Origin of the sequence: Paraburkholderia sp. MM5496-R1, assembly GCF_050436205.1 — a bacterium.
Lineage (GTDB): Bacteria > Pseudomonadota > Gammaproteobacteria > Burkholderiales > Burkholderiaceae > Paraburkholderia > Paraburkholderia tuberum.
This window is the reverse complement of sequence record NZ_JBNDLT010000002.1, coordinates 2,250,860-2,276,824: the sequence shown is the minus strand read 5'-3', so window position 1 is coordinate 2,276,824 and position 25,965 is coordinate 2,250,860. Positions and strand designations below refer to the sequence as shown.

Sequence of the window (25,965 nt, the reverse complement as noted above, 5' to 3'; positions counted from 1 at the left end):
GAGAATGCATTCGAGTCTGCTTGCGAATGGAGAAACCGTCCCCAAATGGACAAAGCATTTGCTCTACAATCTTTTTTCTCCAGTCTGCGAGTGATCAATGGTTCCGCACCTAGTTACGGCGTTAAACGGCCCGCTGCTCGACCTCGAGCGGAAGATCCTCGACGCCACGCCCGCTATCGAACGCTGGTTCCGGCTCGAATGGCAGGAGCACACGCCACCGTTCTACTGTTCCGTCGATCTGCGTAACGCGGGCTTCAAGCTCGCGCCGGTCGACACCAATCTGTTTCCCGGCGCGTTCAACAATCTGTCGCAGGAAGTGCTGCCGCTCGCGGTGCAGGCCGCGATGGCCTCGATCGAAAAGATCTGCCCGGACGCGAAGAATCTGCTCGTTATTCCCGAGCGTCACACCCGCAACGCGTTCTACCTCGAAAACGTCGCCCGGCTTGCGTCGATCATGCGCCAGGCGGGTCTGAACGTACGCTTCGGCACGCTCGACGAAACCATCAACGGCCCGGTCACGATCGCGCTGTCGGACGGCCAGAAGCTGGTGCTCGAACCGCTCGAGCGCTCGCAGCGGCGCCTTGGTCTGAAGAACTTCGACCCGTGCTCGATCCTTCTGAACAACGATCTGTCCGGCGGTATTCCGCCCGTGCTCGAAAACCTGCACGAGCAGTACCTGCTGCCGCCGCTGCATGCGGGCTGGGCGGTGCGTCGCAAGTCGACGCATTTCTCGTGCTATGACGACGTCGCGAAGAAGTTCGCGAAGATGGTCGAGATCGATCCGTGGATGATCAATCCGTATTTCGCGCACGTCGAGGGCGTCGACTTCCAGCAGCGCACCGGCGAGGAAGCCCTTGCCGATGCGATCGACGGCGTGCTGAAGAAGATCGCGCGCAAGTATCGCGAGTACGGCATCTCCGAAAAACCGTATGTCGTGATCAAGTCCGATGCGGGCACCTACGGCATGGGCGTGATGACCGTGCACGACGCGTCGGAAGTCGCCGCGCTGACGAAGCGCGAACGCACGCGCATGGCCGCGACCAAAGACGGCCTCGAAGTGCACGACGTGATCGTGCAGGAAGGCGTCTACACGTTCGAGCGCATCGGCGAGGAAGTCGCCGAGCCGGTCGTCTACATGATCGACCGCTATGTGGTGGGCGGCTTCTATCGCGTGCACGGCAGCCGCGAGCGCGACCAGAACCTGAACGCGCCGGGCATGCACTTCGTGCCGCTCGGCTTCGAACACACGGCGCTGCCCGATGCGCACGCGAAGCCCGGCGCGGCGCCGCCGAACCGCTTCTATATGTATGGCGTCGTGGCGCGGCTCGGGTTGCTGGCCGCATCGGTCGAACTCGAAAAGACCGATCCTGAAGCGATCCAGGTCTAAGCCGCCTCGCGCGGCAGGATGGCGGCATGCGTGCCGCCATCGCCGTCTTCAAAGACTATATTGACGAACAATGTCACGCCCCTCAGGGCGCACCGGGACTTTCATGGACATTCTTTTCATCGCCGATCCGCTCAGCCATTTCAAGGTCTACAAAGACACGACCTACGCGATGATGGCCGAAGCGGCGCGGCGCGGCCACACGGTGTACACCTGCGGGCCGAAGCATCTGGCGTGGACGGGCGGCGATGTCGAGGCGAACGTGCAGCGCATTGCGATCGTCGGCGATACCACGGATCTGCATCGTGATGTCTGGTTTGCCGCCGATGCCGCCACGCCGCGCGCACTCGCGAGCTTCGGCGCGGTCGTGATGCGCAAGGACCCGCCGTTCGACATGGAATACGTGACGTCGACCTGGCTGCTCGAACTGGCCGAGCGTGGCGGCGCACGCATCTTCAACAAACCGCAGGCGATCCGCGATCATTCGGAGAAGCTCGCAATCGGCGAGTTCGCGCAGTTCGTCGCGCCGACGCTGGTCACTCGCGACCCGGCGCGTCTGCGCGCGTTCCACGAACAGCACGGCGACGTGATCCTGAAGCCGCTCGACGGCATGGGCGGCATGGGCGTATTCCGCGTGAAGGCGGACGGCATGAACCTCGGCTCGATCGTCGAAATGCTGAGCCACGACGGCGCGCGCTCGGTGATGGCGCAGAAATTCATCCCCGAGATCAAGGAAGGTGACAAGCGCATCCTGCTGATCGGCGGCGAAGCGGTGCCGTACTCGCTCGCGCGCATTCCTCAGGGTAATGAGGTGCGCGGCAATCTGGCGGCCGGCGGACTGGGCGTCGCGCGGCCGCTCAGTGAGCAGGATCGCAAGATCGCGGATACGCTCGCGCCGGTGCTGGCGGCGCGCGGCCTGCTGCTGGTCGGACTCGATGCGATCGGCGACTGGCTCACCGAAGTCAACGTCACGAGCCCGACGTGTTTCCGCGAGATCATGGACCAGACCGGCTTCGACGTCGCCGCGATGTTCGTCGACGCGCTGGAGCGCGCGGTCGGCTGACGCGTGGCGCTCGCGTGGCGCGCCGACGCAGCGGCCTTGATTGCCCGGCTGCACCCCCAATCTGTGTAGTAAATCCGCATCAGGCGTGGCGTCGGCATTGGCGCGAAAATGAGGCTGCTACAATGCCCGCTCGCCCGACGATGCATTCCCGCCCTCGCGACCCACGGCCGGTCCGGGGCGATGGCGAACCGGGCTCGAGTCCCGGTCCACGGTTTGGGGCCGTTCTTTTGCAGTAAGGCTGACATGGCAGGCATTCTGATCATTGCGCACGCTCCATTCGCCACCGCGTTGCGCGATTGCATTTCCCACATCTATGGCGGTTTGCCGGCGCGTATCGGCGTGATCGACGTGTCGCCGGATTGCGATCCTGCGCAGGTCGTCGCGTTCGCGAATTCGGAAGTCGTGCGGCTGAAGGAAGAGAACGGCGCGCTCGTGCTGACCGACATGTTCGGCGCGACGCCGGCCAACATCGCGGGCCGGCTCGCCACCGTGCCGGACGTGCGTGTGCTGTGCGGCGTCAATCTGCCGATGCTGGTGCGCGCGGTCTGCTATCGCGCGACGCCGCTCGACACGCTCGTCGACAAGGCGCTCGCCGGCGCGACCAAGGGCGTGCACGCGATCGGACCGGCGATGCCGACGCCGGTCACGCCGCCAGCGTGCGCTGCCGAGTGCCTGTCGGCGCTGCCGCCTGACGCGGCGGCCGCCGACTGTGTTCCCGCTTTGCCGGCCGATGCCGATCTGACGCAAAAGACGGACGCGACCGGCCTGTAAGCCGGGCTGGTTCGCAGGCAAGCTTCGACGGATTCAAGCGGTTTCACAACGGTGCCGATCGCATTGAAGCCGCTTTGCAGTAACACTTTTCACCATTTCATTCACCCGCGCTTCGGACCATCACATGCTGCAACAGGAAACGACAATTGTGAACAAGCTGGGGCTGCACGCGCGCGCGTCGGCCAAGTTGACGCAACTCGCGGGCAACTACCAGGCGGAAATCTGGATGAGCCGCAATGGCCGTCGTATCAACGCGAAGAGCATCATGGGCGTGATGATGCTGGCCGCGGGCATCGGCAGTACCGTGCTGATCGAAACGGAAGGCACCGACGAACAGGACGCGATGGACGCGCTCTTGAAACTGATCGCCGATAAATTTGGCGAAGGTCAATAAAGCCGCGCGCTTTGCGTTCGACAAACCCGAAAATGCCGCGGCTCAGTCCGCGGTTTTTTTTCGGTGCGCCGACATCTGAATATCAGAAGAGGCGCGCTGTTAATCGACATTAAAGGGATCTAGAAGCGGCGCGAAAGCCATCGGGAAGAGTGCGTAAGACGACATGCGTTTTCAATGTTTAAACCATATGTTTTGCGCGACGTGTATAGAGCGAAGCTTCGCCGGGTACGAGGGCACCTCATTGCGATAATCCGTGCTGCGCTGCACACACCGCCGACACACTTCAAAAAGGCGCGGAATTTATAATGCCCAGTACAGTCTGAGAGCATTGCAGCGGTTTGCCGCGGCATTACACAACTAGAGGAGGTGCGCGTGTCATTCACGCTGCATGGAATTCCCGTGTCACGCGGTATCGCCATCGGGCGGGCCTATCTGATCGCCCCGGCAGCACTCGACGTAGACCACTATCTGATCGAACCGCCCCAGATCGAAGGGGAGGTCGGGCGTTTTCGCGCGGCTCAGCAACGCGTGCATGAAGAACTCAACGTATTGCGCGCCGATCTTGCCGCGGATGCCCCGAGCGAAATGGGCGCGTTCATCGATGTTCACACGATGATCCTGAACGACGTCATGCTCGTTCAGGAAACCATCGACCTGATCCGCACGCGCCGCTACAACGTGGAATGGGCGCTGACCGAACAGCTCGAAAGACTGTCGCGCCATTTCGACACTATCGAAGACGAATACCTGCGCGAGCGCAAGGCCGATATCGAGCAGGTCGTCGAGCGCGTGCTGAAGGCGCTCGCGGGCGCGCCGGGCATCGTCGGCAACGTGCATGGCGCGTGCGACGAGATGATCGTGGTCGCGCACGACATCGCGCCGGCCGACATGATGCAGTTCAAGACGCAGACGTTCCAGGGCTTCGTCACCGATCTGGGCGGGCGCACGTCGCACACCGCGATCGTCGCGCGCAGCCTCGGCATTCCGGCCGCGGTCGGCGTGCAGCATGCGAGCGCGCTGATCCGCCAGGACGATCTGATCATCGTCGATGGCGACCACGGCATCGTGATCGTCGATCCCGCGCCGATCGTGCTCGAGGAATACTCGTACCGGCAAAGCGAGAAGGAGCTCGAGCAGCGCAAGCTGCAACGGCTCAAGTTCTCGCCGACGCAAACGCTGTGCGGCACGCGCATCGAACTGTGCGCGAACATCGAGTTGCCGGACGACGCGCGCGCGGCGGTCGAATCGGGCGCGACCGGCGTGGGTCTGTTCCGCACCGAGTTTCTGTTCATGAATCACAAGCACCGGATGCCCGAAGAGGAGGCGCAGTTCAGCGCGTATCGTCGCGCGGTCGAACTGATGAACGGCTTGCCGGTCACGATCCGCACGATCGACGTCGGCGCCGACAAGCCGCTCGATTCGATGGGCGGCGACGGCTACGAGACCGCCGCGAATCCGGCGCTCGGTTTGCGCGCGATTCGCTGGAGCCTGTCCGAGCCGCAGATGTTCCTCACGCAGTTGCGCGCAATCCTGCGCGCGTCGGCGTTCGGCAGGGTGAAGATCCTGATCCCGATGCTCGCGCACGCGCAGGAAATCGACCAGACGCTCGATCTGATCCGCGAAGCGAAGCGTCAACTCGACGATGCGGGTATCGCTTACGATCCGAACGTGCAGGTGGGCGCGATGATCGAGATCCCGGCCGCCGCGATCGCGTTGCCGCTGTTTCTGAAGCGGCTCGATTTCCTGTCGATCGGCACCAACGATCTGATTCAGTACACGCTCGCGATCGATCGCGCGGACAACGCGGTCGCGCATCTGTACGACCCGCTGCATCCGGCCGTGCTGCATCTGATCGCGTTCACGCTGCGCGAGGCGAAGCGCGCGGGCGTGCCCGTGTCGGTGTGCGGTGAGATGGCGGGCGATCCGGCGTTGACGCGTCTGCTGCTCGGCATGGGTCTGACCGAGTTTTCGATGCATCCGAGCCAACTGCTCGAGGTCAAGCAGGAGGTGCTGCGCTCGCATCTGAAGACGCTCGAAAAGCCCGTTGCCGACGTGCTGGCTTCGTTCGAGCCGGAGGAGGTGCAAGCGGCGCTCAAGCGGGTCGCGCTGGTTTGAATCTGACGCGCATCGTCTTGCCTCGTTGAACGAAAAAACGCCGCACATGTGCGGCGTTCTGCTATTTCGGCGTCACGCGAACGGGCAGTGCGGAACCGCCTCAAGACCCGGGCGCGTGGCCGCACACCGGACAATCCGGCTGACGTCCGATGCGCATCGTGTTCCATTCCATCCGCAGCGAATCGAGCATCGTCAGGCGGCCCACGAGCGGCGTGCCGATTGCGCCGATCACCTTCAGCGCTTCGGCAGCCTGCATCGAACCGATGATGCCGACCGTCGGCGCGAACACGCCCATCGTCGAGCATGCGACTTCTTCGAACGGCTGGTCTTCGGGAAACACGCACGCGTAGCACGGCGACGCTTCATCGCGGAAATCGAAAGTGCTGATCTGGCCGTCGAAGCGCAGCGCCGCGCCCGACACGAGCGGCACGCGATGCTTGACGCACGCGCGGTTGATCGCGTGACGCGTCGCGAAGTTGTCGGTGCAATCGAGCACGACACTCGCGTGCGGCACCTCGCGGTCGAGCCACGCATCGTCGACGCGCTCGGCCACCGCGTTGACGACGACCTCGGGATTGATCCGCGCGAGCATGTCGCGCCCGGACTCGACCTTCCTACGTCCAACCGACGCGCTCACGTGCAGGATCTGTCGTTGTAGATTAGTCAGGTCGACGATATCGGCATCGACGAGCGTCAGACGGCCGACGCCCGCCGCCGCGAGATACAGCGCGGCTGGCGAACCGAGCCCGCCCGCGCCGACGATGATCGCGTGGGCGTCGATAAAACGCTGCTGCGCCTCGATGCCGATTTCATCGACGAGGATGTGGCGGGAGTAGCGAAGGAGTTGATCGTCATTCATGGCGGGGCGCGTGGGGTGTGTCGCTATGTCGCGTGTCGCGCAAGGAGAGGCAGGCCGAGGGGCCGCGGCGCGCATTCGTGGCTGTTATTTTAATCGCGCGGGGCGGGTGGCGGTTGCGGCTTGCCGTGATGCGCCACCGGTTAGGCGGCGGCTTTTGCTGAAACTGTTGCGGCGTGTCTTCGCAGACTATCGTGCTGCGAAGACACGCGCGGGGTTCGCTGCCTGTCGGTCAGCTTACTTGCCAGCGGGAGCCGGTGCCGAAGCCGGCGCCGGTCCCGATGCGCCCGGCACCGGTTGCGTCGGCTTCACCGCGACCGGCGCGGAGGCCGACGTGCCCGGCTTGTTCTGCGCGAGACGGCGCTCCATCAGCGACTTCGATTCCTGAACCGGCTTGCCTTCGAGCTTGTCGACCGCCTGTTGCAGCATGAAGTCGTCGGCCGAACCGAACTCGACCGGCTTGCGTTCGCGCTCCTTCTGGCGCTGTTCCGGCGTCTTCTTGTCGTTCTGCTCTTCGAGTTGACGCAGTTGCTCCATGCGCTCCTGCTCGCGCTGCTCCGCTTCCTTCTTCTCGTTCGGGTCCTGCGTGTTCGCGAGGTGATTCGAGTAGTCGACTTCGCGGGTCACGAGCGCGTCGTCCGGATCGCCGTCCGCGTACTGATCGACCGGAATGTCGGGGCGGATGCCCTTGTTCTGGATCGAACGGCCGCTCGGCGTGTAGTAATACGCGGTGGTGAGGCGCAGTGCGGTGTCGGCCGTCAGGGGGCGCACGGTTTGCACCGAACCCTTGCCGAACGTGGTCTTGCCGAGAATCAGCGCGCGGTGCTGATCCTGCAGCGCGCCCGCGACGATTTCCGACGCCGACGCCGAATACGCGTTGGTCAGCACGATCATGGGCACGGTCTTGAAGATGGCCGGGACGTCCTTGAGCGGATCGCTGTCGAACGATTGCAGACGGTAGTTATCGTAGGTGTCGCGATAGATCTGCTTCGAATCCGGAATCTGGCCGTTGGTCGACACCACCACCGAATTCGGCGGCAGGAACGCACCCGCGACGCCAACCGCGCTTTGCAGCAGACCGCCGCCGTTGTTGCGCAGGTCGAGGATGAGGCCCTTCAGGTTCGGCTCCTGGCGCGCGAGATCCTGCAGCTTGGCCGCGAGGTCGGGCGTGGTGCGTTCCTGGAAGCTCGTGATGCGCACGTACGCGAAGCCCGGCGCGACGATCTTGCCCTTCACCGACTGCACCTTGATGATCGCGCGCGTGACGGTGAGCGGGAACGTGCGGTCGTCGGTCTTGCGGAAGATGGTCAGCGTGACCTTGGTGCCCGGATCGCCGCGCATCTGCTTGACCGCCTGGTCGAGCGTCATGCCGCGCACGGGCTTGTCGTTGATGCGCGTGATCAGGTCGCCCGGACGGATGCCGGCGCGGAACGCGGGCGTGTCTTCGATTGGCGAAATCACCTTGATCAGGCCGTCTTCCGACGAAATTTCGATGCCGAGGCCCGCGAAGCGGCCCTTGGTCTGTTCCTGCAGCTCTTCGTAGTCGGTCTTGTCGAGGTACGACGAGTGCGGGTCGAGGCTGGACACCATGCCCTTGATCGCGGCGGTGAGCAGCTTCTTGTCGTCGACCGGTTCAACGTATTCGTGCTTGATCTGCCCGAACACTTCGGCGAAAAGCCTGAGCTGGTCTAGCGGCAGCGGGGCGACCGCAGCGCTAGCGGGTTGCTGGGCCGAGGCGGAGTATTGCAGGGTGGCAAAGACACCGGTAGCAAGGCCCGCGGCAATCAGGCCGAAATTTTTCAGGTTCTTTCGCATAGAGTCTGTTGCGGTCGGAAGCGCGTGGCAGCGTATATAAAGATTGGACGGACAAGTATAACTGCACACCCGCCTGCTCAGGGCGCGGTGCAGGCAATCGTGGTTCGACAGTACGGGAAGGTCCTGGTTCTTGCGACCCGAGCCGCGGATGGCGAGCCGTACGACATGGCACTCGGCGGGTCGGAACTGAGAGTTGCCGCGCAAGGCCAGCGGATGCGCTCGCCGCTACGGTGAAGCCTGCAGCGGGCCTCTGAATCTGCCCGCCGGGCGCAATACAGAATTTCTTGTCGGCCCGGTTGTCTGCGTGCGGCTCCGCGCGTTTTCGTGGCGTGGGCCGCGCCCGGAAATGCCGGATCAGCCCGCCTTGCCCTGGCTCGCGACCGCGGCTTGCGCCTTGGCGATCGCGTCCTGGTCGCCGAGATAGTAGTGCTTGATCGGCTTCAGGTTCTCGTCGAGTTCATAGACGAGCGGCACGCCGTTCGGGATGTTGAGGCCGACGATGTCGTTGTCCGAGATGTTGTCGAGATACTTGACCAGCGCGCGGATCGAGTTGCCGTGCGCGGCGATCAGGATGCTGCGCCCCGACTTGATGGCCGGCGCAATCGACTCGTTCCACAGCGGCAACACGCGCGCGACCGTGTCTTTCAGGCACTCGGTCAGCGGCAGTTGCTCGCGCGGCACCCTGGCGTAGCGCGGATCGGTGTACGGCGCGCGCTCGTCGGTGGGCTCGAGCGCGGGCGGCGGCGTGTCGTAGCTGCGGCGCCAGACCAGCACCTGCTCGTCGCCGAACTTCGCGGCGGTTTCGGCCTTGTTCAGACCCGACAGCGCGCCGTAGTGGCGTTCGTTCAGGCGCCACGAATGCACGACGGGCAGGTACATCAGATCCATCTGGTCCTGCACATGCCACAGCGTGCGGATCGCGCGCTTGAGCACCGACGTGTAGGCGATGTCGAACGTATAGCCCGATTCCCTGAGCAGCCCGCCCGCCTGCTGCGCCTCGAGGTTGCCCTGCTCGGTGAGGTCGACGTCGACCCAGCCGGTGAAGCGGTTTTCCTTGTTCCAAGTCGATTCGCCGTGGCGGATGAGAACGAGTTTGTACATGAGAGTTGCCGGTCGGTAGTGAGGAAGCGGTCTCGCTCTGTGCGGCGCCTCGGGCGGCGCATCGCCATCGCGTCGAACGGTTATTTTATAATGCTCGGGTTGACCTTTTCGATTTCTCTCTTTCCGGCGGATCTTCCGTGAAGTTTTTCACCGAATACACAAACCTTGTCCTGATCGCAATCGTCCTTATCTCTGGTGGGTTGCTGCTGTGGCCGACCATCAGTCGGCGTGGACGTGGCGGCCTGTCGGCCGCTGAAGCCACCCAACTGATCAACCGGCGCAACGCGGCGGTCATCGATCTGCGGCCGTCCGCCGATTACGCCAAGGGGCACCTGCCCTTGGCACGGCATTTCGAATTCGCAGAGTTGCAGGCGAAAGTCACGCAACTCGCGAAGAACAAGAGCAACCCGGTGCTGCTGGTGTGCCAGACCGGCCAGCAGTCGAACAAGGCCGCGCGTATCGTGCAGGAAGCGGGATACGCGGAAGTCCATGTTCTCGAGGGCGGCGTCGACGCCTGGCAGAAAGCCGGTATGCCGGTTGTGAAACAAGGAGCAGCCAAGTGAACAAAGTGATCATGTACAGCACCCAGGTGTGCCCGTATTGCCAGATGGCCGAACGTCTTTTAAAGTCGCGCGGCGTCGAGCACGTTGAGAAAGTACTGATCGACAAGGACCCGGGCCGTCGTGAGGAGATGATGACCCGGACCGGTCGTCGCACGGTGCCGCAGGTGTTCATCGGCGAGACGCATGTGGGCGGCTATGATGACCTTTCCGCGCTCGATCGCGCGGGCGGTCTGACGCCGCTGCTCGAAGCAGCCTGAGTTCGCGCGTTTCGCGCAGCGCGAACGGGCGGACCACTCGATAAGCCGGCGCACGCGCTCCTCGTGGAGCCGGCGAGCCGGCGCAATAATCTGGCGGCCCATGCGTGCATCGGCCGCCGCCACGCACACCTATCAGGAATCACCATCATGTCCGACGAGAATAACCAGCCGTTCTTCAACATCCAGCGCATCTATCTGAAGGACATGTCGCTCGAGCAGCCGAATTCGCCGGGTATCTTCCTCGAGCAGGAAATGCCGTCGGTCGAAGTCGAAGTCGACGTGAAGGCCGAGCGCCTCGCCGAATCCGTGTTCGAAATTCTCGTGACGGGCACGGTCACGGCCAAGGTGTCGGACAAGGTCGCGTTCCTGATCGAAGCGAAACAGGCCGGCATTTTTGACATTCGCAACATTCCTGCCGAGCAGATCGATCCGCTCGTCGGCATTGCCTGCCCGACCATCCTGTTCCCGTACCTGCGCTCGAACATCGCCGATGCGATCACCCGCGCCGGCTTCCCGCCGATCCACCTCGCCGAGATCAACTTCCAGGCGCTGTACGAGCAGCGTCTCGCCCAGATGAGCGCGGCCCAGCAGGACGGCGCGGCGCAAAAAGGCGTCACGCATTAAGGCGCCGCGCGCAGTGCCGGCTATGAAAGTCGCCGTTCTCGGCGCTGGCGCCTGGGGCACCGCCCTCGCCGGCCATCTGGCCTTAAGGCACCACACGGTGTTGTGGGCGCGCGAGTCCGCGCTCATCACCGAGCTTTCCGCTTCGCATGAAAACGCCCGCTATCTGGCGGGCGTCGCGTTGCCGCCCGCGCTTCGCTTTGAAGCGGATCTCGGCGTGGCGCTCGATCACGCGCTCGACGACGATGCGCTGTGCGTGGTCGCGACGCCCGTGGCTGGCCTGCGCGGCCTGTTGCGCGCGATGCGCGATGCGGGCAAGGTGCCCGCGCATATCGTGTGGCTGTGCAAGGGGTTCGAAGCGGATTCGCAGTTGTTGCCGCATCAGGCGGTCGCGGCGGAATTGCCCGAGCATGCGAGCAACGGCGTGTTGTCCGGACCGAGCTTCGCGCGCGAAGTCGGGCAGGGGCTGCCGGTTGCGTTGACGATCGCGAGCCCGTCGGCGGCGTGCCGCGAACGCACGGTCGCGGCGTTCCATCACGGCGCGATGCGCATCTATACCGGCGACGACGTCGTCGGCGTCGAAGTGGGCGGCGCGGTGAAAAACGTGCTCGCCATCGCCACGGGCATCGCCGATGGCCTCGGCCTCGGCCTCAATGCACGCGCGGCGCTGATCACCCGCGGCCTCGCCGAAATGTCGCGCCTTGGCGTGACGCTCGGTGGGCGCGCGGAAACCTTTACCGGGTTGACCGGCCTCGGTGATCTGATTCTGACTGCTACCGGCGATCTGTCGCGCAACCGCACCGTGGGCCTGCAACTCGCCACGGGCCGCACGCTCGACGACATCCTCGGCGGTCTCGGTCACGTGGCCGAAGGCGTGCGCTGCGCGCGGGCGGTACTCTCGATCGCACGTGCTCATGCAATCGAAATGCCGATCACGCAGGCGGTCTGCGCGGTGCTGTTCGACGGCGTGGCGCCGCGCGATGCGGTTAGCGCGCTCCTGCGGCGCGATTCGAAGGCGGAATAAAGCCTTTTCTATCAGCCGTTTAGCGGAAATTCGCGTTGAACGGCTGCCTCGCCTGGTTGTCCACTTCGGGTTGTCCACTTCGTGAGCGAGACTCGGATCAGCGAGGTTCCCATGCCCGCCTTCAATCTCATTCTTGGCACGTGCACGCTCGAAGCGCGCGTGGTCGATATCACGACGCTCGCCGTCGATGCGATCGTCAATGCCGCGAATACTTCGCTGCTCGGTGGCGGCGGTGTGGATGGCGCGATTCATCGCGCGGCCGGCAAGGAGTTGCTGCGCGAATGCGAAACGCTCGGCGGCTGCGCGACCGGCGACGCCAAAATCACCGCCGGCTATCGTCTGCCCGCGAAGCATGTTATTCACGCGGTCGGTCCAGTGTGGCGTGGCGGCGCGCATGGCGAAGCCGACCTGCTCGCATCGTGCTATCAGCGCTCACTCGAAGTCGCGCGCGAAACTCAGTGCACGAGCATCGCGTTTCCAGCGATCAGCTGCGGTATCTACCGTTTCCCCGCCGACGATGCGGTCAGCATCGCGGTCGCGACCGTACTCGACACGTTGCCGCGCACACCACACATGAAGCACGTGACGTTCGCGTGCTTCGACGACGCGATGTTCGCACGCTACGAGGCCGAGCTCGAACGCCGTCAGGCGCCGCCTTCGAAGCCGGCCTGACGCCACGCTTCGAACACCACGATCGCCACCGTATTCGACAGATTCAGACTGCGATTGCCGGGACGCATCGGCAGACGCACGCGCTGTTCGTTCGCAAAGCGCTCGAGCACCGTGCCGGGCAGGCCGCGCGTTTCGGCGCCGAACACGAACCAGTCGCCCGGTTGAAACGCGTGGTCGTGAAAGCGCCCCGAGCCGCGCGTCGTAAATGCGAACATGCGCGACGCGTCGGGCGTTTCTTTCGCGATGAACGCGTCCCAATCGGCATGCACGTTCATTTCCGCGTACTCGTGATAATCGAGGCCGGCGCGCCGCATCTTGGTGTCGTCGAGAGGGAAGCCGAGCGGCTCGATCAGGTGCAGCCGGGCGCCGGTGTTCGCGCACAGGCGAATCACGTTGCCGGTGTTGGGCGGAATTTCGGGTTCTACGAGAACGACGTTGAACATAAGAAGACCACGTAAAAGCTAGTTTTTCGGAGTGCGCAGCGCGACGAAGTTCGTAACCCGCCGCGCGCCGGCGGCCTTCAGCGTATGCGCGAGCGCTTCGAGCGTCGCGCCGCTCGTCATGACATCGTCGACGATGCCGACGTGCAGGCCGCGCACCGGGCGCGCGACGCGAAACGCTCGGCCGACGTTCTGCCGGCGCGCATCGAGATCGAGGCGCGATTGCGGCGCGGTGTCGAGCGTTCGTTCGAGCAGCGTGGGGTCGCCGCGCACGCCGAGCGCCCGGGCGAGCGGCCGCGCGATCTGCCAGGCCTGGTTGTAGCCGCGCTCGACCAGACGGCGACCGGCGAGCGGCACTGGCGCGATCACGTCGGGCCGCTCGGCCGCGTCGTGCCAATTGGCTTCAGCGAGCCGCGCGAGGCGTTGCGCGAAGTCTCGCGCGAGCATCAGCCGGGCGCGGAACTTCAGGCCGACCGCGAGCGTATCGAGCGGCGCGCGATAGTCGGCGAGCGCGAAGCTCGCGTCGAACGGCGGCGGCTCGGCCACGCAATCCGCGCAGCGATACCGCGCCTGAGCGACCCGGCGTGACGCCGGCAACGGCACCGCGCAAACGGTGCAGCGCAGCCGGCTCTCGTTCCAGTAGGCCGCGTCGCAACCGTCGCACAACGTCTTATGCGACAAATTGCCGCACAACGCGCACAGGTTCGGCAGCGCGGCGTTCAAGGCCCGCGGCCATGCCGAATGCAGACCGCGCGCAAAACGCGCCACCTGATTTCGACACGACGAAGAAAATGACTGGAATCGCACAAGTGAGCGCCGGTGAAAGCCGTTCTCGCTGAATGGAGGGGAACGACCGAGTATACTTCGAGCTCACGCCAGCACGACACACATGTCCCCAACATCCGCTCAATCTGGCCGTCCGGCCTACGATTCACGGCGCCTCAGGCGTATTTTCGACCGTCGCGCTGCCACCTTCGACGAGGTTGCGTTCCTGCCGCGAGAGATTGCGCAGCGCATGCGCGAGCGTCTCGATTACATCAAGGTGGCGCCCTCGAGCGTGCTCGACGCCGGTTGCGGCGCGGGCGAAGACCTCCCCGCATTGCGCCAACGCTTTCCCGAGGCGCCGGTGTTCGGCGCTGATCTGTCGCACGGCATGCTCCGCCGCGCGCTGCGTCACGATGCCGGCGACACCAGTTGGCGGCGCTTTCTTCCCGCCTCGCTCGGCAAGGCGCTCGGTGCGCGTGGCCCGCGCTTCGCGCAAACCGATTTCTCCGCGCTGCCGTTCACGTCCGGCGCATTCGAATTCATCTGGTCCAACCTCGCGCTGCACTGGCACTCGCGGCCCGATCTGGTCTTTCCCGAATGGCAGCGCGTGCTGAAGGTCAACGGCCTGCTAATGTTCAGCACGCTCGGCCCCGATACGCTGAAGGAGTTGCGCGGTGCCTACGCCGAGATCGAGGCCGCGCACGGCGTCGCGTCTCGCAAGCATGTGATCGACTTCGTCGACATGCACGACCTCGGCGACATGCTCGTCGAGGCGGGCTTCGAGATTCCGGTGATGGACCAGGAGACGCTGACGATCACCTATAAGTCGCCCGAGTCGCTGCTCGCGGACGTGCGTCGCTGGGGCGCGTACCCGTTCGAGCGCGATGCGCATGACGGCGTGCTCACGCGTCGGTTGCACAAAGCCCTGCTCGCCGCGCTCGAAGCGCGCCGGCGCGCCGACGGCACGATCGCGCTGACCTTCGAGGTGATCTACGGCCACGCATGGAAAGCCGTGCCGCGCACCACGGCGGAAGGACATGGCATCGTGCGGCTCGAGGACATCGGACGAGGTCCGGGCAAGCGTGGGTAGCAGATTGCGGTGCTGTCATCAACTGCTTGCCGACGGTGCGGTTGACGTGTTGCAAAAGCGGTAAAGAGGACATCCGTTATGCCTGGGATTTGCCCTTCAAAAGAGCCGCAAAATGCTGGGCAAAATGGCGCGAAGGCTTGTCGCGCCTGGCTTGTGGGCCGATTGGGGCTTGCTTGTCGATGCTATGGATCACGCCTATAATGCGTCAGTTTGTCACCCGAAGTTCCCACATTTGGGGTGGCAAGCCGCGAGGCGCGGGGCTGCAAAATGAAGTGATGCGGTAGGGGTTGGCGCGCTCGCGAGTGATGCTGGAAACAGTGACTCGAACGGCGGCCGCGAGATGCATCCGGAAGTAAAAGAAGGCAGGCCGGACTCGACGATTCGCAGGAGGCAGCGATGGGCGCATCAGATCATCTGCTGGCGGATTCAGAACCGGTCCTCAGGGACTGGACCATGAAGCGCAACTGTTCGATATCGCCGCGGCAGTTCGTCTGTCTGTACGTGTCGCTTGCGTTGTTTTCATTGGCAATTGCATTCATGCTGGTTCTGGTCGGCGCCTGGCTGGTGTTGCCGTTCACCGGAATCGAATTGCTGGCCGTAGGTATCGCGTTTGCAATATATGCGCGTCATGCTGTCGATTACGAGCGCATCCGGTTGTTTCCGAACCGGCTCGTGATCGAGCAGGTCAGCGCCGAGCAGATTACGCAGTTCGAATTCAATCCGCGCTGGGTGCGGATAGAGCCGGGCGCAACGCCGCGCGATCAGATCAAGCTGGTCTCGCGCGGGCAGACGATCATGATCGGGCAACATCTCGCGCAGAATCGGCGCGCGCAGTTCGCAGGCGAACTACGTACGTGGCTGGCGCGGTGTTAGATGGTGCCGGACGCGCGGCGTTCAAGGGGGCGCGACACGCTGCCAGCGGGGTCGAGGGGTTTGAATGGAAAATTTGGGTAAGGAAGCTATGAAAACAATCAAGCGAGCGCTCATGAGCGTGCTGGCGACGAGCGGACTGCTTTTCGCCGGTGCCGCCCTGGCAGTGGGCGATGCTCCGGGCGGCCCTGCCGTCAACGCGATCAATCTCCAGCCGCCTGCAACGAGAATCGCTGAGGAGCTGTTCAGCCTCCACATGTTCATGCTGGGACTGTGCACCGTGATCTTCATCGGTGTGTTCGGCGTGATGTTCTATTCGATCTTCGCGCACCGCAAATCGAAAGGCCACAACGCAGCCAATTTCCACGAAAGCACCACCGTCGAAATCATCTGGACAATCGTGCCGTTCGTCATCGTCGTGCTGATGGCGCTGCCCGCCACCAAGGCCGTTGTCGCGATGAAGGACACCTCGAACGCCGACCTCACGATCAAGGTCACCGGCTACCAGTGGAAGTGGGGCTACGACTACGTGAAGGGTCCGGGCGAGGGCATCGGCTTCCTGTCCACGCTCGCCACGCCGCGCGCGCAAACCGATGGCCGCGAGCCGATCTCCACGCTGTATCTGCAGGAAGTCGACAACCCGCTCGTGGTGCCGGTCGACAAGAAAATCCGCATCATCACCACCGCGAACGACGTGGTCCACTCCTGGTACGTGCCGGCCTTCGGCGTGAAGCAGGACGCGATTCCCGGCTTCGTGCGCGACACGTGGTTCAAGGCCAACCGCACCGGTACGTTCCGCGGCTTCTGTACCGAACTGTGCGGCAAGGAACACGCGTTCATGCCGGTCGTCGTCGAGGTGCTGTCTGCCGACGACTACGCGAAGTGGGTCGACGAGGAGAAGAAGAAAATGGCCGCCGGCCAGGACGATCCGAACAAGACCTACACGATGGCCGAGCTGATGGAACGCGGCGGCAAGGTCTACGCGGCGAACTGCGCGGTCTGCCACCAGCCGACCGGCAAGGGCGCGGGCGCATTCCCGGCGCTCGACGGCAGCAAGATCGCCAACGGTCCGATCGGGCAGCACGTGAGCCTCGTGTTGAAGGGCAAGAACGCGATGCCTTCGTGGGCGCCGACGCTGGACGACGTCGAAATCGCCGCGGTGATCACGTACGAACGTAACTCGTGGGGCAACCACACGGGCGACATCCTGCAGCCGAAGCAGGTCGCCGACGCGCGCAACGGCAAGCTGCCGGAAGGCGGCGATCATCTGGCCAACGCCGGTGCTGCCGCGAGCGGCGCCGTTGCGGCATCGGGCGCGCAAGCAGCGTCGGGCGCAGAAGCGGCGTCCGCACCGGCCGCATCGGGCAACGAGGCTGGCGCGGCGGCTTCGAACAGCGCAGAGGCCGCGCTGCCGGCGAGCATCTACTTCGAGACCGGCAAGAGCACGCTGCCGGCCGACGCGAAAGCGGCGGTCGACGCGGCCGCGGCCTACGCGAAGGCGCATCCGGACGCGAAATTCACGCTGTCGGGCTTCACCGACGCAACCGGCTCCGCCGACGTCAACGCGAAGCTCGCGAAGAGTCGTGCCGAAGCCGTTCGCGACGCGCTGAAAGCAGCCGGCATTGCCGACGATCATATTATTTTGAAGAAGCCGGAAACGATCACCGGCGGCACCGACGCGAAGGAAGCCCGGCGCGTTCAGATCAGCCCGGCAGCCTGACGTGTTCATGGTCAGCACCGCAGAATTCGCTTTAGGAGATTGTCATGTCTAGCATCGGACACGATGTAGTCGCGGGCCACGAGCACGTGCACGGCGACCATGCCCACGAAACGCCGCACGGCTGGCGTCGTTGGCTGTTCGCAACCAACCACAAGGACATCGGTACGCTGTATCTGATCTTCTCGTTCACCATGTTCCTGTCCGGGGGCGTGATGGCGCTGATGATCCGTGCCGAGCTGTTCGAGCCGGGTCTGCAGATCATGCGTCCCGAGTTCTTCAACCAGTTGACCACCATGCACGGGCTGATCATGGTGTTCGGCGCGATCATGCCGGCGTTCGTCGGCTTCGCGAACTGGATGGTGCCGCTGCAGATCGGCGCATCGGACATGGCTTTCGCGCGGATGAACAACTTCAGCTTCTGGCTGCTGCCGGTCGCCGCTGTGCTGCTGGTCGGCTCGTTCTTCGCACCGGGCGGCGCGACCGCCGCGGGCTGGACGCTGTACACGCCGCTCTCCACGCAGATGGGCCCGGGCATGGACTTCGCGATTTTCGCGCTCCACCTGATGGGTGCGTCGTCGATCATGGGCGGTATCAACATCGTCGTGACGATCCTGAACTTGCGCGCACCCGGCCTCACGCTGATGAAGATGCCGATGTTCGTCTGGACCTGGCTGATCACCGCGTACCTGCTGATCGCCGTGATGCCAGTTCTGGCGGGCGCGATCACGATGGTGCTGTTCGACCGTCACTTCGGCACGTCGTTCTTCAATGCGGCAGGCGGCGGCGACCCGGTCATGTACCAGCACATCTTCTGGTTCTTCGGGCACCCCGAGGTGTACATCATGATCTTGCCTGCGTTCGGGATCGTCTCGCAGGTGATCCCGGCGTTCTCGCGCAAGCCGCTGTTCGGCTATAGCTCGATGGTGTACGCAACGGCATCGATCGCGATCCTGTCGTTCATGGTGTGGGCGCACCACATGTTCGCGACCGGCATGCCGGTCACGGGCCAGCTGTTCTTCATGTACGCGACGATGCTGATCGCGGTGCCGACCGGCGTGAAGGTGTTTAACTGGGTCGCGACGATGTGGCGCGGTTCGCTGTCGTTCGAAACGCCGATGCTGTTCGCGGTCGGCTTCCTGATCGTGTTCACGTTCGGTGGCCTGTCGGGTCTGATGCTCGCCATGGCGCCGCTCGACATCCAGTATCACGGCACTTATTTCGTGGTCGCGCACTTCCACTACGTGCTGGTGGCGGGGTCGCTGTTCGCGCTGTTCGCCGGCTGGTACTACTGGTCGCCGAAGTGGACCGGCTGGATGTACAACGAAACGCGCGGCAAGATCCACTTCTGGGCGTCGATGTTCTTCTTCAACCTCGCGTTCCTGCCGATGCACTTCGTCGGTCTCGCGGGCATGCCGCGTCGTTACGCCGATTACCCGGCGCAGTTCACCGACTGGAACCAGGTGATCTCGATCGGTGCGTTCGGCTTTGGTCTCTCACAGGTGTACTTCCTGTTCGCGGTGGCGCTGCCGGCCTACCGTGGCGGTGGCGAGCACGTAGAAGCGGGCGACAAGCCGTGGGACGGCGCAACGGGCCTCGAGTGGACCGTACCGAGCCCGGCTCCGTTCCACACGTTCGAGCATCCGCCGACCGTCGAGTAAGCCTATCCCGGCGAGGTGCCGGGTTCCGGCGGCGCGACATGCCGCCACCGGACTCGGGCGCTTCGCGCGGCGGCCTCGCCAGTCAAGAACCGTACTCAGAAAGTCGAGCATGACGCGCAATCCACAGGAAAGACGTACGCCGGAGCAGATTCGCGCGAGCAACAGGCGGATAGGGTTGGTGATGTTCGCGATCGCCGCGGTGTTTTTCGCGAGCGCGATTCTGAAGCAGTGCTGGTTCAGCTAACGCCGCCTTCGCAGTCCGTAGGCAGGTTTGTTGAGGATTCAGATGTCGACGCAACCGCCGGCTGAGGCCGACCGCTCTTTCAACCGTTCGATGCTGATCAAGCTGTTCGTCGTCGCGTTGATGATGTTCGGTTTCGGTTTCGCGCTGGTGCCGATGTATCGCGCGATCTGCCAGATCACCGGCGTGAACAACCTCGTGCGGCGCGACGTTTCAGCGCGCGAGGCGAAGAATACGCAGGTCGACATGAGCCGCACGATTTCGATCGAATTCGATGCGAACGCGCGGGGCCTGTTGGGTTTCAAGCCGGAGCAGCGCAGTCTCGACGTGCATCCGGGCGAAGTAACGACGGTCATGTACGACGTCAGCAACGAGCAGTCGCGCACGATCCGTGCGCAGGCCATTCCGAGCTACGCGCCGAAGCAGGCGACCGGGTACTTCAGGAAGATCGAGTGTTTCTGCTTCACGCAGCAGACGTTGAACGCGAACGAGACGAAGCGGATGCCGGTGGTGTTCGTCGTCGACCCGAAGTTGCCGAAGGACGTGAAGACGATCACGCTGTCGTACACGTTTTTCGAGTTGAACACGCCGGCGGCGGCTAGCGCGGATGATGCGGCGCCGAAGGCGAATGCAGTGAACGATGCAGTGACCAGCGCGGCAGCCACTCCCGCGAAGCCGGCCTGAAGCAGATTTGACGGCGCGAGCCGCGGACGAACGAAGGAAGACGAAGCGACATGAACGATAACGGCGGCAGTCCGCGCAAGAGCAGTTTCGGTCAATCGTTGCGCGCGGTGTTCTGGTCGTTTTTCGGCGTGCGCAAGCGCCGCGATCTCGAGGCGGACGCGACGCAACTGAACCCGCTGCATGTGATCGTGGCGGCGCTGATCGGCGCGGCGGTTCTGATCGGGGTGCTGATTCTGGTCGTGCGCCTCGTGGTCGGTTGAGACAGTAGCAGGGCGCAGCACAGCAGAGAAGAGCCCACGAATTAGAGAGAAGCGGTGCGGTATCGACGCGCCGCCGAAGATACAGCCGGAGATTCCGGAACAACTGGACTGAAGTGGAGAATCAAGAATGAGCGGTCAAAACGAGAGCCCGTACTATTTCGTACCGCATCCGTCGCGGCATCCGATCAGCGCCGCTACGGGGTTGCTGGTCATGCTCGGATCGCTTGCGGCCTGGATCAACGACCATACCTGGGCGCCGCTTGGCGTGCTCATCGGTCTGCTGTGGCTGCTCTTTACGCTGTGGCATTGGTTCGGCGACGCGATCGCCGAGTCGGAAGGCGGCATGTACGGCAAGAACGTCGACCGGTCGTACCGCTGGAGCATGAGCTGGTTCATATTCTCCGAAGTGATGTTCTTCGGCGCATTCTTCGGCGCGCTGTTCTATGCCCGCGAAATCGCGCTGCATCAACTCGGCAGCCTCGACTACAAACTGATCTGGCCGGATTTTACGGCGGTGTGGCCGAACAACGGCCCGGCCGAACTCGTGGGCACCTACAAGTCGATGCAGCCGTGGCCGGTGCCGACCATCAACACGGCGCTGCTGCTGTCGTCGGGTGCGACGCTGACGGTGTCGCACCACGCGCTGCGCGACAACCATCGCAAGAAGGCGATTGCGTGGCTCGCGGCGACAATCGTGCTGGGCGCGAGCTTCCTGTTCCTGCAGGGCTTCGAATACTTCCACGCGTACAACGAGCTGAACCTGACGCTGGCTTCGGGCATCTACGGTTCGACGTTCTTCCTGCTGACCGGCTTCCACGGCTTTCACGTGTTCCTCGGCGGCACGATGCTCTCCGTTGTGCTGGTGCGCCTGATTCGCGGCCACTTCACGCCGGAACATCACTTCGCGTTCGAAGGCGCGGCCTGGTACTGGCACTTCGTCGACGTCGTGTGGCTCGGGCTGTACGTCGTCGTGTACTGGCTGTAATGCGGCCAGATCCGTGCGCGCAACGCCGTTCAGGCGGCGCGCACGAGCAGTATGCAAGGCTGAATGCAGCGCCGCCCTCGACCTCTCAGGGCGGCGTTTTGTTTGGCGGCGAGGAAAATTTGCCGCTGACGGGGATGCGGCGGCGAGCTATCCGCGAGCGTCAGCGCCCGTACGGAATCCCGGTCGACTGAATCCAGCCCATCCAGTGTGCGAACAGGATGAACAGGAACAGCGAGATCGACAGGCCCACCCGCGTGGCGAGTGACCAGACCATCCGCTTGGTCTTGCCCTTGTCGTGCATCATGAAATACAGCGCCGACGCCATGCTGGCGATGATGAGAGCAAAGGCGATGGGAACGATAATGTGCATGGAACCAACTGAAACCGGAAAGCGCAGTGGCAAGACATTCATTATCGCACCGCGAGCAGGCGTCTGCCGCAGGTTCCCGGCGGCCCTGAGCGCGATGCCGGAGCGCCCGCAATGAAGTTTCGCCTGATTCCCGCGCTGCTGATCCTGCTGGTCGTCGTCGTGACGATGCGGCTCGGTTTCTGGCAGCGCGATCGCGCGCATCAGAAGGAAGCGCTCGAGGCGCGCATCACGCAGTTCGAGAACGCGCCCGCGTTGCCGGTCAGCGCGGCGCCGCTCGCGCTGAAGGACGTCGAGTTTCATCGCGTGAAAGCGCGCGGCAGTTTCGTCACGGACAAGGTCGTGTACCTCGATAATCGTCCGTATAACGATCAGCCGGGCTTTTACGTCGTGATGCCATTTAAACTCGCCGACGGCGGTTACGTGCTCGTCAATCGCGGCTGGCTGCCGCGCAACCTGAGCAATCGCGAGACCATCGCGCCGTACACGACGCCGCCGCGCGAGGTCGAGATCGAAGGGATTGCGCGTGCCGACGCGTCGCGCGCGTTCGAGCTCGGCGAGGGCGGATCGGCCGCGCATCGCCTGATCCGGCAGAATCTCGATGTCGGCTCGTACGCCGCGGAGACCGGGCTGCCGCTGCAATCGTTCGTGATCCAGCAGACCGGCGATGCCGGCGACGGCCTGGTGCGCGACTGGCCCGCACCGACCACCGGCGTCGAGCGCAACTACGGCTACATGCTGCAGTGGTGGGGCATGGCCGCCGCCGCGCTCGCCTTCGGTCTGTATGCGGCGCGCCGCGCGGGCAAAAAAAAGCACGCGCCCGGCGCGTGAGGAACGCAAGGCACGGCTCGCCGCCGTCCAAACATTGAAAGAGGTTCTGTAGTGTCGACTCAAACTCCCCGTTCGCCGGAAGCTGGCAAATCCAGCGGCAAACCCGCCGCGGCCAAAGCGATGCCCGGCCAACCGAACGGCCCGGGCTCGTGGCGGCGCGGCCGCTGGGTGCTGCTGCTGCTCGCGGTGATCTGCGCGGCGCCGATCGCGATCTCGTACTTCATGTACTTCGTCGTGAAGCCGACCGGCGGCAGCACGAACTACGGCGCGCTGATCGAGCCGCAACGGCCGATCCCGGACTCGCTCATGGTCACCGGCGCGGACGGCAAGCCGCTGAAGCTCGCCTCGCTGCATGGCCGCTGGCTCATGATCTCGGTGGACAACAGCGCGTGCGACCAAGCCTGCGTGACGAAGCTCTACTTCATGCGACAAATCCGCGCAGCTCAGGGGCCGGAACGCGAGCGCGTCATGGAAGTGTGGCTGCGCACCGATGCAGACAAGGTCGCGGACGTGATACAAACCGCCTACCCCAACACCGACATGCTGATCGCCGATCCGGCGCAGGTCGCCGCGTGGCTGCCTGCCGACACCGGCACGCGGATCACCGACCACATCTATCTGGTCGATCCGAACGGCAATCTGATGATGCGTTTTCCGAAAGACGCGAACCCGAGCAAGATCAAAGGCGACCTGACCAAGCTGCTCAAATGGTCGACCATCGGCTGACGCCCCAACCTGGGTAAATGAGATGTTCGTATTGCAACTGGGCCTGATCGGCTTGTGTATCGCGTTGCTGCCGCTGTCCTACGTGTGGGTCAAGGCCGACGACAACAAATTCCGCAAGCTGGTCTGGCTCACCACTTTCCTGACGCTCGATCTCGTGATGTTCGGCGGCTTCACGCGCCTCACCGATTCGGGCCTCGGCTGCCCGGATTGGCCCGGCTGCTACGGCACGTCGTCGCCGTTCATCGCGCACGCGGCGATCTCCGCGGCCTATCAGGCGATGCCGAGCGGCCCCGTCAGCATGACGAAGGCGTGGATCGAAATGATCCATCGCTACTTCGCGATGGCGATCGGCGTGCTGATCATCGCGCAGACGATCATTGCCTGGACGGCGCGTATCAAGCGTCGTCCGCTGCATGTGTCGCCGTGGTGGCCGACTTCGCTGCTGCTGCTGATCGTCGTGCAGGGCGTGTTCGGCGCGTGGACCGTGACCATGAGGCTGCAGCCGATCATCGTGACCACGCATCTGCTGCTCGGCCTGGCGCTGCTCGGCACGCTCGGCTGGCTCGCGGCGCGCTTGACGCCGCTGCCGGCCTACGAACCCGAGGCCGCGCGCTGGCGCGTGGCCGCGCTCGCGGGTCTCGCGCTGCTGGTACTGCAAATCGCGCTCGGTGGCTGGGTCAGCACGAACTACGCGGTGCTCGCGTGCACCGACTTCCCGACCTGCAACGGCCAATGGATTCCGCCGATGGACTTCGCGCACGGCTTCCACCTGTGGCGCGCGCTCGGCATGACCGGCGACGGCGACATGATTACGCAGGATGCGCTGGTCGCGATTCACTGGACGCATCGCACGTTCGCGTTCGCTGTGATCGCCTATCTGGTGTGGTTCGCGTTGAAGATGCGCCGCTTCGAGTCACTGCGGCGACCCGCCAACGGCGTGCTGCTGGTGGTGCTGATCCAGTTCGTCACCGGCTTGTCGAATATCGTGCTGCAATGGCCGTTACCGATTGCGGTCGCCCATAACGGCGGGGCCGCGATCCTGCTGCTGCTGCTCGTTATGTTAAACTTTCGGATCGCTTATAGCCGTCCCGGCCGCGCCGCGCTCCCTGCGCGCGAAGCCGCGCCAGCGTGACTCACATGGACAGCACAACACTCTCCCAAACGCCCGGCAGCCGGGTCTCCCAATATCTCGCACTGACCAAGCCGCGTGTTACGCAGCTTGCGGTGTTCTGCGCGGTCATCGGCATGTTCCTGTCGACGCCGGGCATGGTGCCATGGACCGTACTGATCGGCGGCACGGTCGGCATCTGGCTGCTGGCCGGCGCCGCGTTCGCGATCAACTGCCTCGTCGAGCAGCAGATCGACGCCAAAATGCGCCGCACGTCGTGGCGTCCGTCCGCGCGCGGCGAAATCACCACCCCGCAGATCCTGCTGTTCTCGGCCGTGCTCGGCGGCCTCGGCATGTGGACGCTGTACACGTTCGCCAATGCGCTGACCATGTGGCTCACGCTCGCCACGTTCGTCGGTTATGCGGTTATCTATACGCTGCTGCTGAAGCCAGCCACGCCGCAGAACATCGTGATCGGCGGCGCGTCGGGCGCGATGCCGCCCGCGCTCGGCTGGGCCGCGGTAACGGGCCACGTGCCCGCCGACGCGTGGATCCTCGTGCTGATCATCTTCGTGTGGACCCCGCCGCATTTCTGGGCGCTCGCGCTGTATCGCCGCAAGGACTACGAAAACGCCGGCCTGCCGATGCTGCCGAACACGCACGGCGAAAAGTACACGCGCCTGCATATCCTTCTCTACACGATCATCCTGTTCGCGGTCACGCTGATGCCGTTCATCTCCGGCATGAGCGGCGTCGTGTATCTCGCGTCGGCGGTGCTGCTCGGCGCCGTGTTTCTCGCTTATGCGTGGAAGATCTACCGGGAGTATTCGGACGAGCTCGCGCGCAAAACCTTCCGTTATTCGATCGTCTATCTGTCGCTGCTGTTCGCCGCGCTGCTGATCGACCACTACGCCCGCGTCGTGATAGGCGCGTAACACCATGCTCAACAATCGCTTTGCGCGCATTGCGCGCGCCGCTGTGATGGCTTGCACGCTCGGCGCGACGCTGGGCGGCACACTGTTGATGACGGGTTGCGGCAAGCAGCCGCCGGCTTTTACGAATCTCGACATCACCGGCAATACGCAATTCGCCAGCGATTTCTCGTTGCCCGACACGTCCGGCAAGATCCGCACGCTTGCCGACTACAAAGGCAAGGTCGTCGTGCTGTTCTTCGGCTATACACATTGCCCGGACGTCTGCCCGACGACGATGGCCGAGCTGTCACAGGCGTTACAGCAACTCGGTCCGGAGGACGCGAAGCGCGTGCAGGTGCTGTTCGTCACCGTCGACCTTGAGCGCGATACGCCGCAGTTGCTCGCGCAATACGTGCCGGCGTTCAATCCGAGCTTCGTGGGCTTGCGTCCCGCCAGCGAAGAACAGCTCGCGAAGGTCGCGAAAGACTTCCGCGTGTACTACGCGAAGGTCCCGGGCAAGACGCCCGACAGCTACACGATGGACCACACGGCCGCGAGCTATGTGTTCGACACGGACGGCAAGCTGCGTCTGTTCGCGCGCGATGGCCAAGGCGCGACACCATGGGTGCATGACCTCAAGCTGCTGCTTGATTGACGCGCATCGCAGGCG

29 protein-coding genes are annotated in these 25,965 nt (G+C 63.9%); 23 read left to right on the top strand and 6 right to left on the bottom strand.

The features are described 5' to 3' along the window. The first annotated feature begins 97 nt into the window (after positions 1-97). The 5 genes from gshA (at position 98) to ptsP (ending at position 5,727) form a co-directional block, all read left to right on the top strand. Positions 98-1,387, top strand: a complete 1,290-nt coding sequence (gshA, locus tag OKW38_RS17450) for a glutamate--cysteine ligase (protein WP_090802854.1) — start codon at positions 98-100, stop codon at positions 1,385-1,387. 103 nt (positions 1,388-1,490) lie between these two features. Further along, on the top strand, positions 1,491-2,447 hold the full coding sequence (gene gshB, locus OKW38_RS17445) for a glutathione synthase (protein WP_090802856.1): 957 nt from the start codon (positions 1,491-1,493) through the stop codon (positions 2,445-2,447). 243 nt (positions 2,448-2,690) lie between these two features. Continuing rightward, entirely contained in the window at positions 2,691-3,218 is a 528-nt protein-coding gene (locus tag OKW38_RS17440; RefSeq protein WP_429362451.1) for a PTS sugar transporter subunit IIA, read from the top strand. Between the two features lie 124 nt (positions 3,219-3,342). Beyond that, positions 3,343-3,612: an HPr family phosphocarrier protein gene (locus OKW38_RS17435; protein ID WP_018419292.1), complete on the top strand. Its 270-nt coding sequence runs from the start codon at positions 3,343-3,345 to the stop codon at positions 3,610-3,612. 372 nt (positions 3,613-3,984) lie between these two features. Further along, positions 3,985-5,727, top strand: a complete 1,743-nt coding sequence (ptsP, locus tag OKW38_RS17430) for a phosphoenolpyruvate--protein phosphotransferase (protein WP_090805570.1) — start codon at positions 3,985-3,987, stop codon at positions 5,725-5,727. Between the two features lie 100 nt (positions 5,728-5,827). Here the strand turns inward: ptsP and OKW38_RS17425 are convergent, their stop codons facing one another. From OKW38_RS17425 to gpmA, 3 genes are all read right to left on the bottom strand, one after another. Continuing rightward, positions 5,828-6,586, bottom strand: coding sequence for a HesA/MoeB/ThiF family protein (locus tag OKW38_RS17425; protein WP_090802861.1), 759 nt, complete (start codon positions 6,584-6,586; stop codon positions 5,828-5,830). 234 nt (positions 6,587-6,820) lie between these two features. Then, entirely contained in the window at positions 6,821-8,398 is a 1,578-nt protein-coding gene (locus tag OKW38_RS17420; RefSeq protein WP_090802863.1) for a S41 family peptidase, read from the bottom strand. 354 nt (positions 8,399-8,752) lie between these two features. Then, positions 8,753-9,499 (bottom strand): 2,3-diphosphoglycerate-dependent phosphoglycerate mutase, encoded by a 747-nt coding sequence (gene gpmA, locus OKW38_RS17415; protein ID WP_429335688.1) that lies wholly within the window; start codon positions 9,497-9,499, stop codon positions 8,753-8,755. A gap of 137 nt (positions 9,500-9,636) precedes the next feature. Here gpmA and OKW38_RS17410 point away from each other — a divergent pair, with 137 nt between their 5' ends. From OKW38_RS17410 to OKW38_RS17390, 5 genes are all read left to right on the top strand, one after another. Beyond that, positions 9,637-10,062: a rhodanese-like domain-containing protein gene (locus OKW38_RS17410; RefSeq protein WP_090802869.1), complete on the top strand. Its 426-nt coding sequence runs from the start codon at positions 9,637-9,639 to the stop codon at positions 10,060-10,062. Next, entirely contained in the window at positions 10,059-10,319 is a 261-nt protein-coding gene (gene grxC, locus OKW38_RS17405) for a glutaredoxin 3 (RefSeq protein ID WP_090802871.1), read from the top strand. The genes OKW38_RS17410 and grxC overlap by 4 nt, the downstream gene beginning before the upstream one ends. Positions 10,320-10,466: 147 nt before the next feature. Continuing rightward, complete coding sequence (gene secB / locus OKW38_RS17400) at positions 10,467-10,943, top strand: protein-export chaperone SecB (protein WP_018419299.1); 477 nt, start codon at positions 10,467-10,469, stop codon at positions 10,941-10,943. Between the two features lie 22 nt (positions 10,944-10,965). After that, entirely contained in the window at positions 10,966-11,964 is a 999-nt protein-coding gene (locus tag OKW38_RS17395; protein ID WP_429362450.1) for an NAD(P)H-dependent glycerol-3-phosphate dehydrogenase, read from the top strand. A gap of 111 nt (positions 11,965-12,075) precedes the next feature. After that, a complete protein-coding gene (locus OKW38_RS17390; RefSeq protein WP_429362448.1) occupies positions 12,076-12,636 on the top strand; it encodes an O-acetyl-ADP-ribose deacetylase in 561 nt (186 codons plus the stop codon). Here the strand turns inward: OKW38_RS17390 and trmL are convergent. Next, positions 12,609-13,079 carry a tRNA (uridine(34)/cytosine(34)/5-carboxymethylaminomethyluridine(34)-2'-O)-methyltransferase TrmL gene (gene trmL / locus OKW38_RS17385; RefSeq protein WP_090802877.1) on the bottom strand — a complete coding sequence of 157 codons (471 nt, stop codon included), beginning with the start codon at positions 13,077-13,079 and terminating at the stop codon, positions 12,609-12,611. The genes OKW38_RS17390 and trmL overlap by 28 nt on opposite strands. An 18-nt stretch (positions 13,080-13,097) precedes the next feature. Then, positions 13,098-13,844, bottom strand: a complete 747-nt coding sequence (locus OKW38_RS17380; protein WP_429362447.1) for a phosphoribosyltransferase family protein — start codon at positions 13,842-13,844, stop codon at positions 13,098-13,100. 121 nt (positions 13,845-13,965) lie between these two features. Here OKW38_RS17380 and OKW38_RS17375 point away from each other — a divergent pair, with 121 nt between their 5' ends. From OKW38_RS17375 to OKW38_RS17340, 8 genes are all read left to right on the top strand, one after another. Beyond that, positions 13,966-14,931 (top strand): methyltransferase domain-containing protein, encoded by a 966-nt coding sequence (locus OKW38_RS17375; protein ID WP_429335691.1) that lies wholly within the window; start codon positions 13,966-13,968, stop codon positions 14,929-14,931. Positions 14,932-15,327: 396 nt separating this feature from the next. Then, entirely contained in the window at positions 15,328-15,804 is a 477-nt protein-coding gene (locus OKW38_RS17370) for a DUF2244 domain-containing protein (protein WP_429362446.1), read from the top strand. A 64-nt stretch (positions 15,805-15,868) separates the two neighbouring features. Further along, positions 15,869-17,521, top strand: a complete 1,653-nt coding sequence (coxB, locus tag OKW38_RS17365) for a cytochrome c oxidase subunit II (protein ID WP_090802883.1) — start codon at positions 15,869-15,871, stop codon at positions 17,519-17,521. Between the two features lie 44 nt (positions 17,522-17,565). After that, entirely contained in the window at positions 17,566-19,179 is a 1,614-nt protein-coding gene (gene ctaD / locus OKW38_RS17360) for a cytochrome c oxidase subunit I (RefSeq protein ID WP_429362445.1), read from the top strand. Between the two features lie 109 nt (positions 19,180-19,288). After that, positions 19,289-19,423: a cytochrome oxidase small assembly protein gene (locus tag OKW38_RS17355; protein ID WP_090802886.1), complete on the top strand. Its 135-nt coding sequence runs from the start codon at positions 19,289-19,291 to the stop codon at positions 19,421-19,423. A 42-nt stretch (positions 19,424-19,465) separates the two neighbouring features. Continuing rightward, entirely contained in the window at positions 19,466-20,104 is a 639-nt protein-coding gene (locus tag OKW38_RS17350) for a cytochrome c oxidase assembly protein (protein ID WP_429362444.1), read from the top strand. A 50-nt stretch (positions 20,105-20,154) separates the two neighbouring features. Next, positions 20,155-20,364: a DUF2970 domain-containing protein gene (locus OKW38_RS17345; protein ID WP_090802890.1), complete on the top strand. Its 210-nt coding sequence runs from the start codon at positions 20,155-20,157 to the stop codon at positions 20,362-20,364. A 127-nt stretch (positions 20,365-20,491) separates the two neighbouring features. Further along, complete coding sequence (locus OKW38_RS17340; protein ID WP_429362443.1) at positions 20,492-21,349, top strand: cytochrome c oxidase subunit 3; 858 nt, start codon at positions 20,492-20,494, stop codon at positions 21,347-21,349. A 160-nt stretch (positions 21,350-21,509) separates the two neighbouring features. On the opposite strand, the gene OKW38_RS17335 is transcribed toward OKW38_RS17340, so the two are convergent. Continuing rightward, positions 21,510-21,719, bottom strand: coding sequence for a twin transmembrane helix small protein (locus OKW38_RS17335; protein WP_074300894.1), 210 nt, complete (start codon positions 21,717-21,719; stop codon positions 21,510-21,512). A gap of 111 nt (positions 21,720-21,830) precedes the next feature. Between OKW38_RS17335 and OKW38_RS17330 the strand changes: the two genes are divergently transcribed. The 5 genes from OKW38_RS17330 to OKW38_RS17310 are packed head-to-tail and all read left to right on the top strand — an operon-like array spanning position 21,831 to position 25,950. Then, positions 21,831-22,547: an SURF1 family protein gene (locus OKW38_RS17330; RefSeq protein ID WP_429362441.1), complete on the top strand. Its 717-nt coding sequence runs from the start codon at positions 21,831-21,833 to the stop codon at positions 22,545-22,547. Positions 22,548-22,598: 51 nt separating this feature from the next. Continuing rightward, a complete protein-coding gene (locus tag OKW38_RS17325) occupies positions 22,599-23,273 on the top strand; it encodes an SCO family protein (protein ID WP_184066991.1) in 675 nt (224 codons plus the stop codon). Between the two features lie 22 nt (positions 23,274-23,295). Beyond that, positions 23,296-24,405: a COX15/CtaA family protein gene (locus OKW38_RS17320; protein ID WP_090802896.1), complete on the top strand. Its 1,110-nt coding sequence runs from the start codon at positions 23,296-23,298 to the stop codon at positions 24,403-24,405. 5 nt (positions 24,406-24,410) lie between these two features. Next, entirely contained in the window at positions 24,411-25,316 is a 906-nt protein-coding gene (gene cyoE, locus OKW38_RS17315; RefSeq protein WP_090802898.1) for a heme o synthase, read from the top strand. A gap of 4 nt (positions 25,317-25,320) precedes the next feature. Continuing rightward, positions 25,321-25,950, top strand: a complete 630-nt coding sequence (locus OKW38_RS17310) for an SCO family protein (RefSeq protein WP_429362440.1) — start codon at positions 25,321-25,323, stop codon at positions 25,948-25,950. Positions 25,951-25,965 lie beyond the last annotated feature (15 nt).

Coding starts and splice junctions, on each gene's coding strand:
- gshA (WP_090802854.1), top strand. CDS start 98: ATGGTTCCGCACCTAGTTACGGCGTTAAACGGCCCGCTGCTCGACCTC.
- gshB (WP_090802856.1), top strand. CDS start 1,491: ATGGACATTCTTTTCATCGCCGATCCGCTCAGCCATTTCAAGGTCTAC.
- OKW38_RS17440 (WP_429362451.1), top strand. CDS start 2,691: ATGGCAGGCATTCTGATCATTGCGCACGCTCCATTCGCCACCGCGTTG.
- OKW38_RS17435 (WP_018419292.1), top strand. CDS start 3,343: ATGCTGCAACAGGAAACGACAATTGTGAACAAGCTGGGGCTGCACGCG.
- OKW38_RS17425 (WP_090802861.1), bottom strand. CDS start 6,586: ATGAATGACGATCAACTCCTTCGCTACTCCCGCCACATCCTCGTCGAT.
- OKW38_RS17420 (WP_090802863.1), bottom strand. CDS start 8,398: ATGCGAAAGAACCTGAAAAATTTCGGCCTGATTGCCGCGGGCCTTGCT.
- gpmA (WP_429335688.1), bottom strand. CDS start 9,499: ATGTACAAACTCGTTCTCATCCGCCACGGCGAATCGACTTGGAACAAG.
- secB (WP_018419299.1), top strand. CDS start 10,467: ATGTCCGACGAGAATAACCAGCCGTTCTTCAACATCCAGCGCATCTAT.
- OKW38_RS17395 (WP_429362450.1), top strand. CDS start 10,966: ATGAAAGTCGCCGTTCTCGGCGCTGGCGCCTGGGGCACCGCCCTCGCC.
- OKW38_RS17390 (WP_429362448.1), top strand. CDS start 12,076: ATGCCCGCCTTCAATCTCATTCTTGGCACGTGCACGCTCGAAGCGCGC.
- trmL (WP_090802877.1), bottom strand. CDS start 13,079: ATGTTCAACGTCGTTCTCGTAGAACCCGAAATTCCGCCCAACACCGGC.
- OKW38_RS17375 (WP_429335691.1), top strand. CDS start 13,966: ATGTCCCCAACATCCGCTCAATCTGGCCGTCCGGCCTACGATTCACGG.
- OKW38_RS17370 (WP_429362446.1), top strand. CDS start 15,328: ATGGGCGCATCAGATCATCTGCTGGCGGATTCAGAACCGGTCCTCAGG.
- coxB (WP_090802883.1), top strand. CDS start 15,869: ATGGAAAATTTGGGTAAGGAAGCTATGAAAACAATCAAGCGAGCGCTC.
- ctaD (WP_429362445.1), top strand. CDS start 17,566: ATGTCTAGCATCGGACACGATGTAGTCGCGGGCCACGAGCACGTGCAC.
- OKW38_RS17355 (WP_090802886.1), top strand. CDS start 19,289: ATGACGCGCAATCCACAGGAAAGACGTACGCCGGAGCAGATTCGCGCG.
- OKW38_RS17350 (WP_429362444.1), top strand. CDS start 19,466: ATGTCGACGCAACCGCCGGCTGAGGCCGACCGCTCTTTCAACCGTTCG.
- OKW38_RS17345 (WP_090802890.1), top strand. CDS start 20,155: ATGAACGATAACGGCGGCAGTCCGCGCAAGAGCAGTTTCGGTCAATCG.
- OKW38_RS17340 (WP_429362443.1), top strand. CDS start 20,492: ATGAGCGGTCAAAACGAGAGCCCGTACTATTTCGTACCGCATCCGTCG.
- OKW38_RS17335 (WP_074300894.1), bottom strand. CDS start 21,719: ATGCACATTATCGTTCCCATCGCCTTTGCTCTCATCATCGCCAGCATG.
- OKW38_RS17330 (WP_429362441.1), top strand. CDS start 21,831: ATGAAGTTTCGCCTGATTCCCGCGCTGCTGATCCTGCTGGTCGTCGTC.
- OKW38_RS17320 (WP_090802896.1), top strand. CDS start 23,296: ATGTTCGTATTGCAACTGGGCCTGATCGGCTTGTGTATCGCGTTGCTG.
- cyoE (WP_090802898.1), top strand. CDS start 24,411: ATGGACAGCACAACACTCTCCCAAACGCCCGGCAGCCGGGTCTCCCAA.
- OKW38_RS17310 (WP_429362440.1), top strand. CDS start 25,321: ATGCTCAACAATCGCTTTGCGCGCATTGCGCGCGCCGCTGTGATGGCT.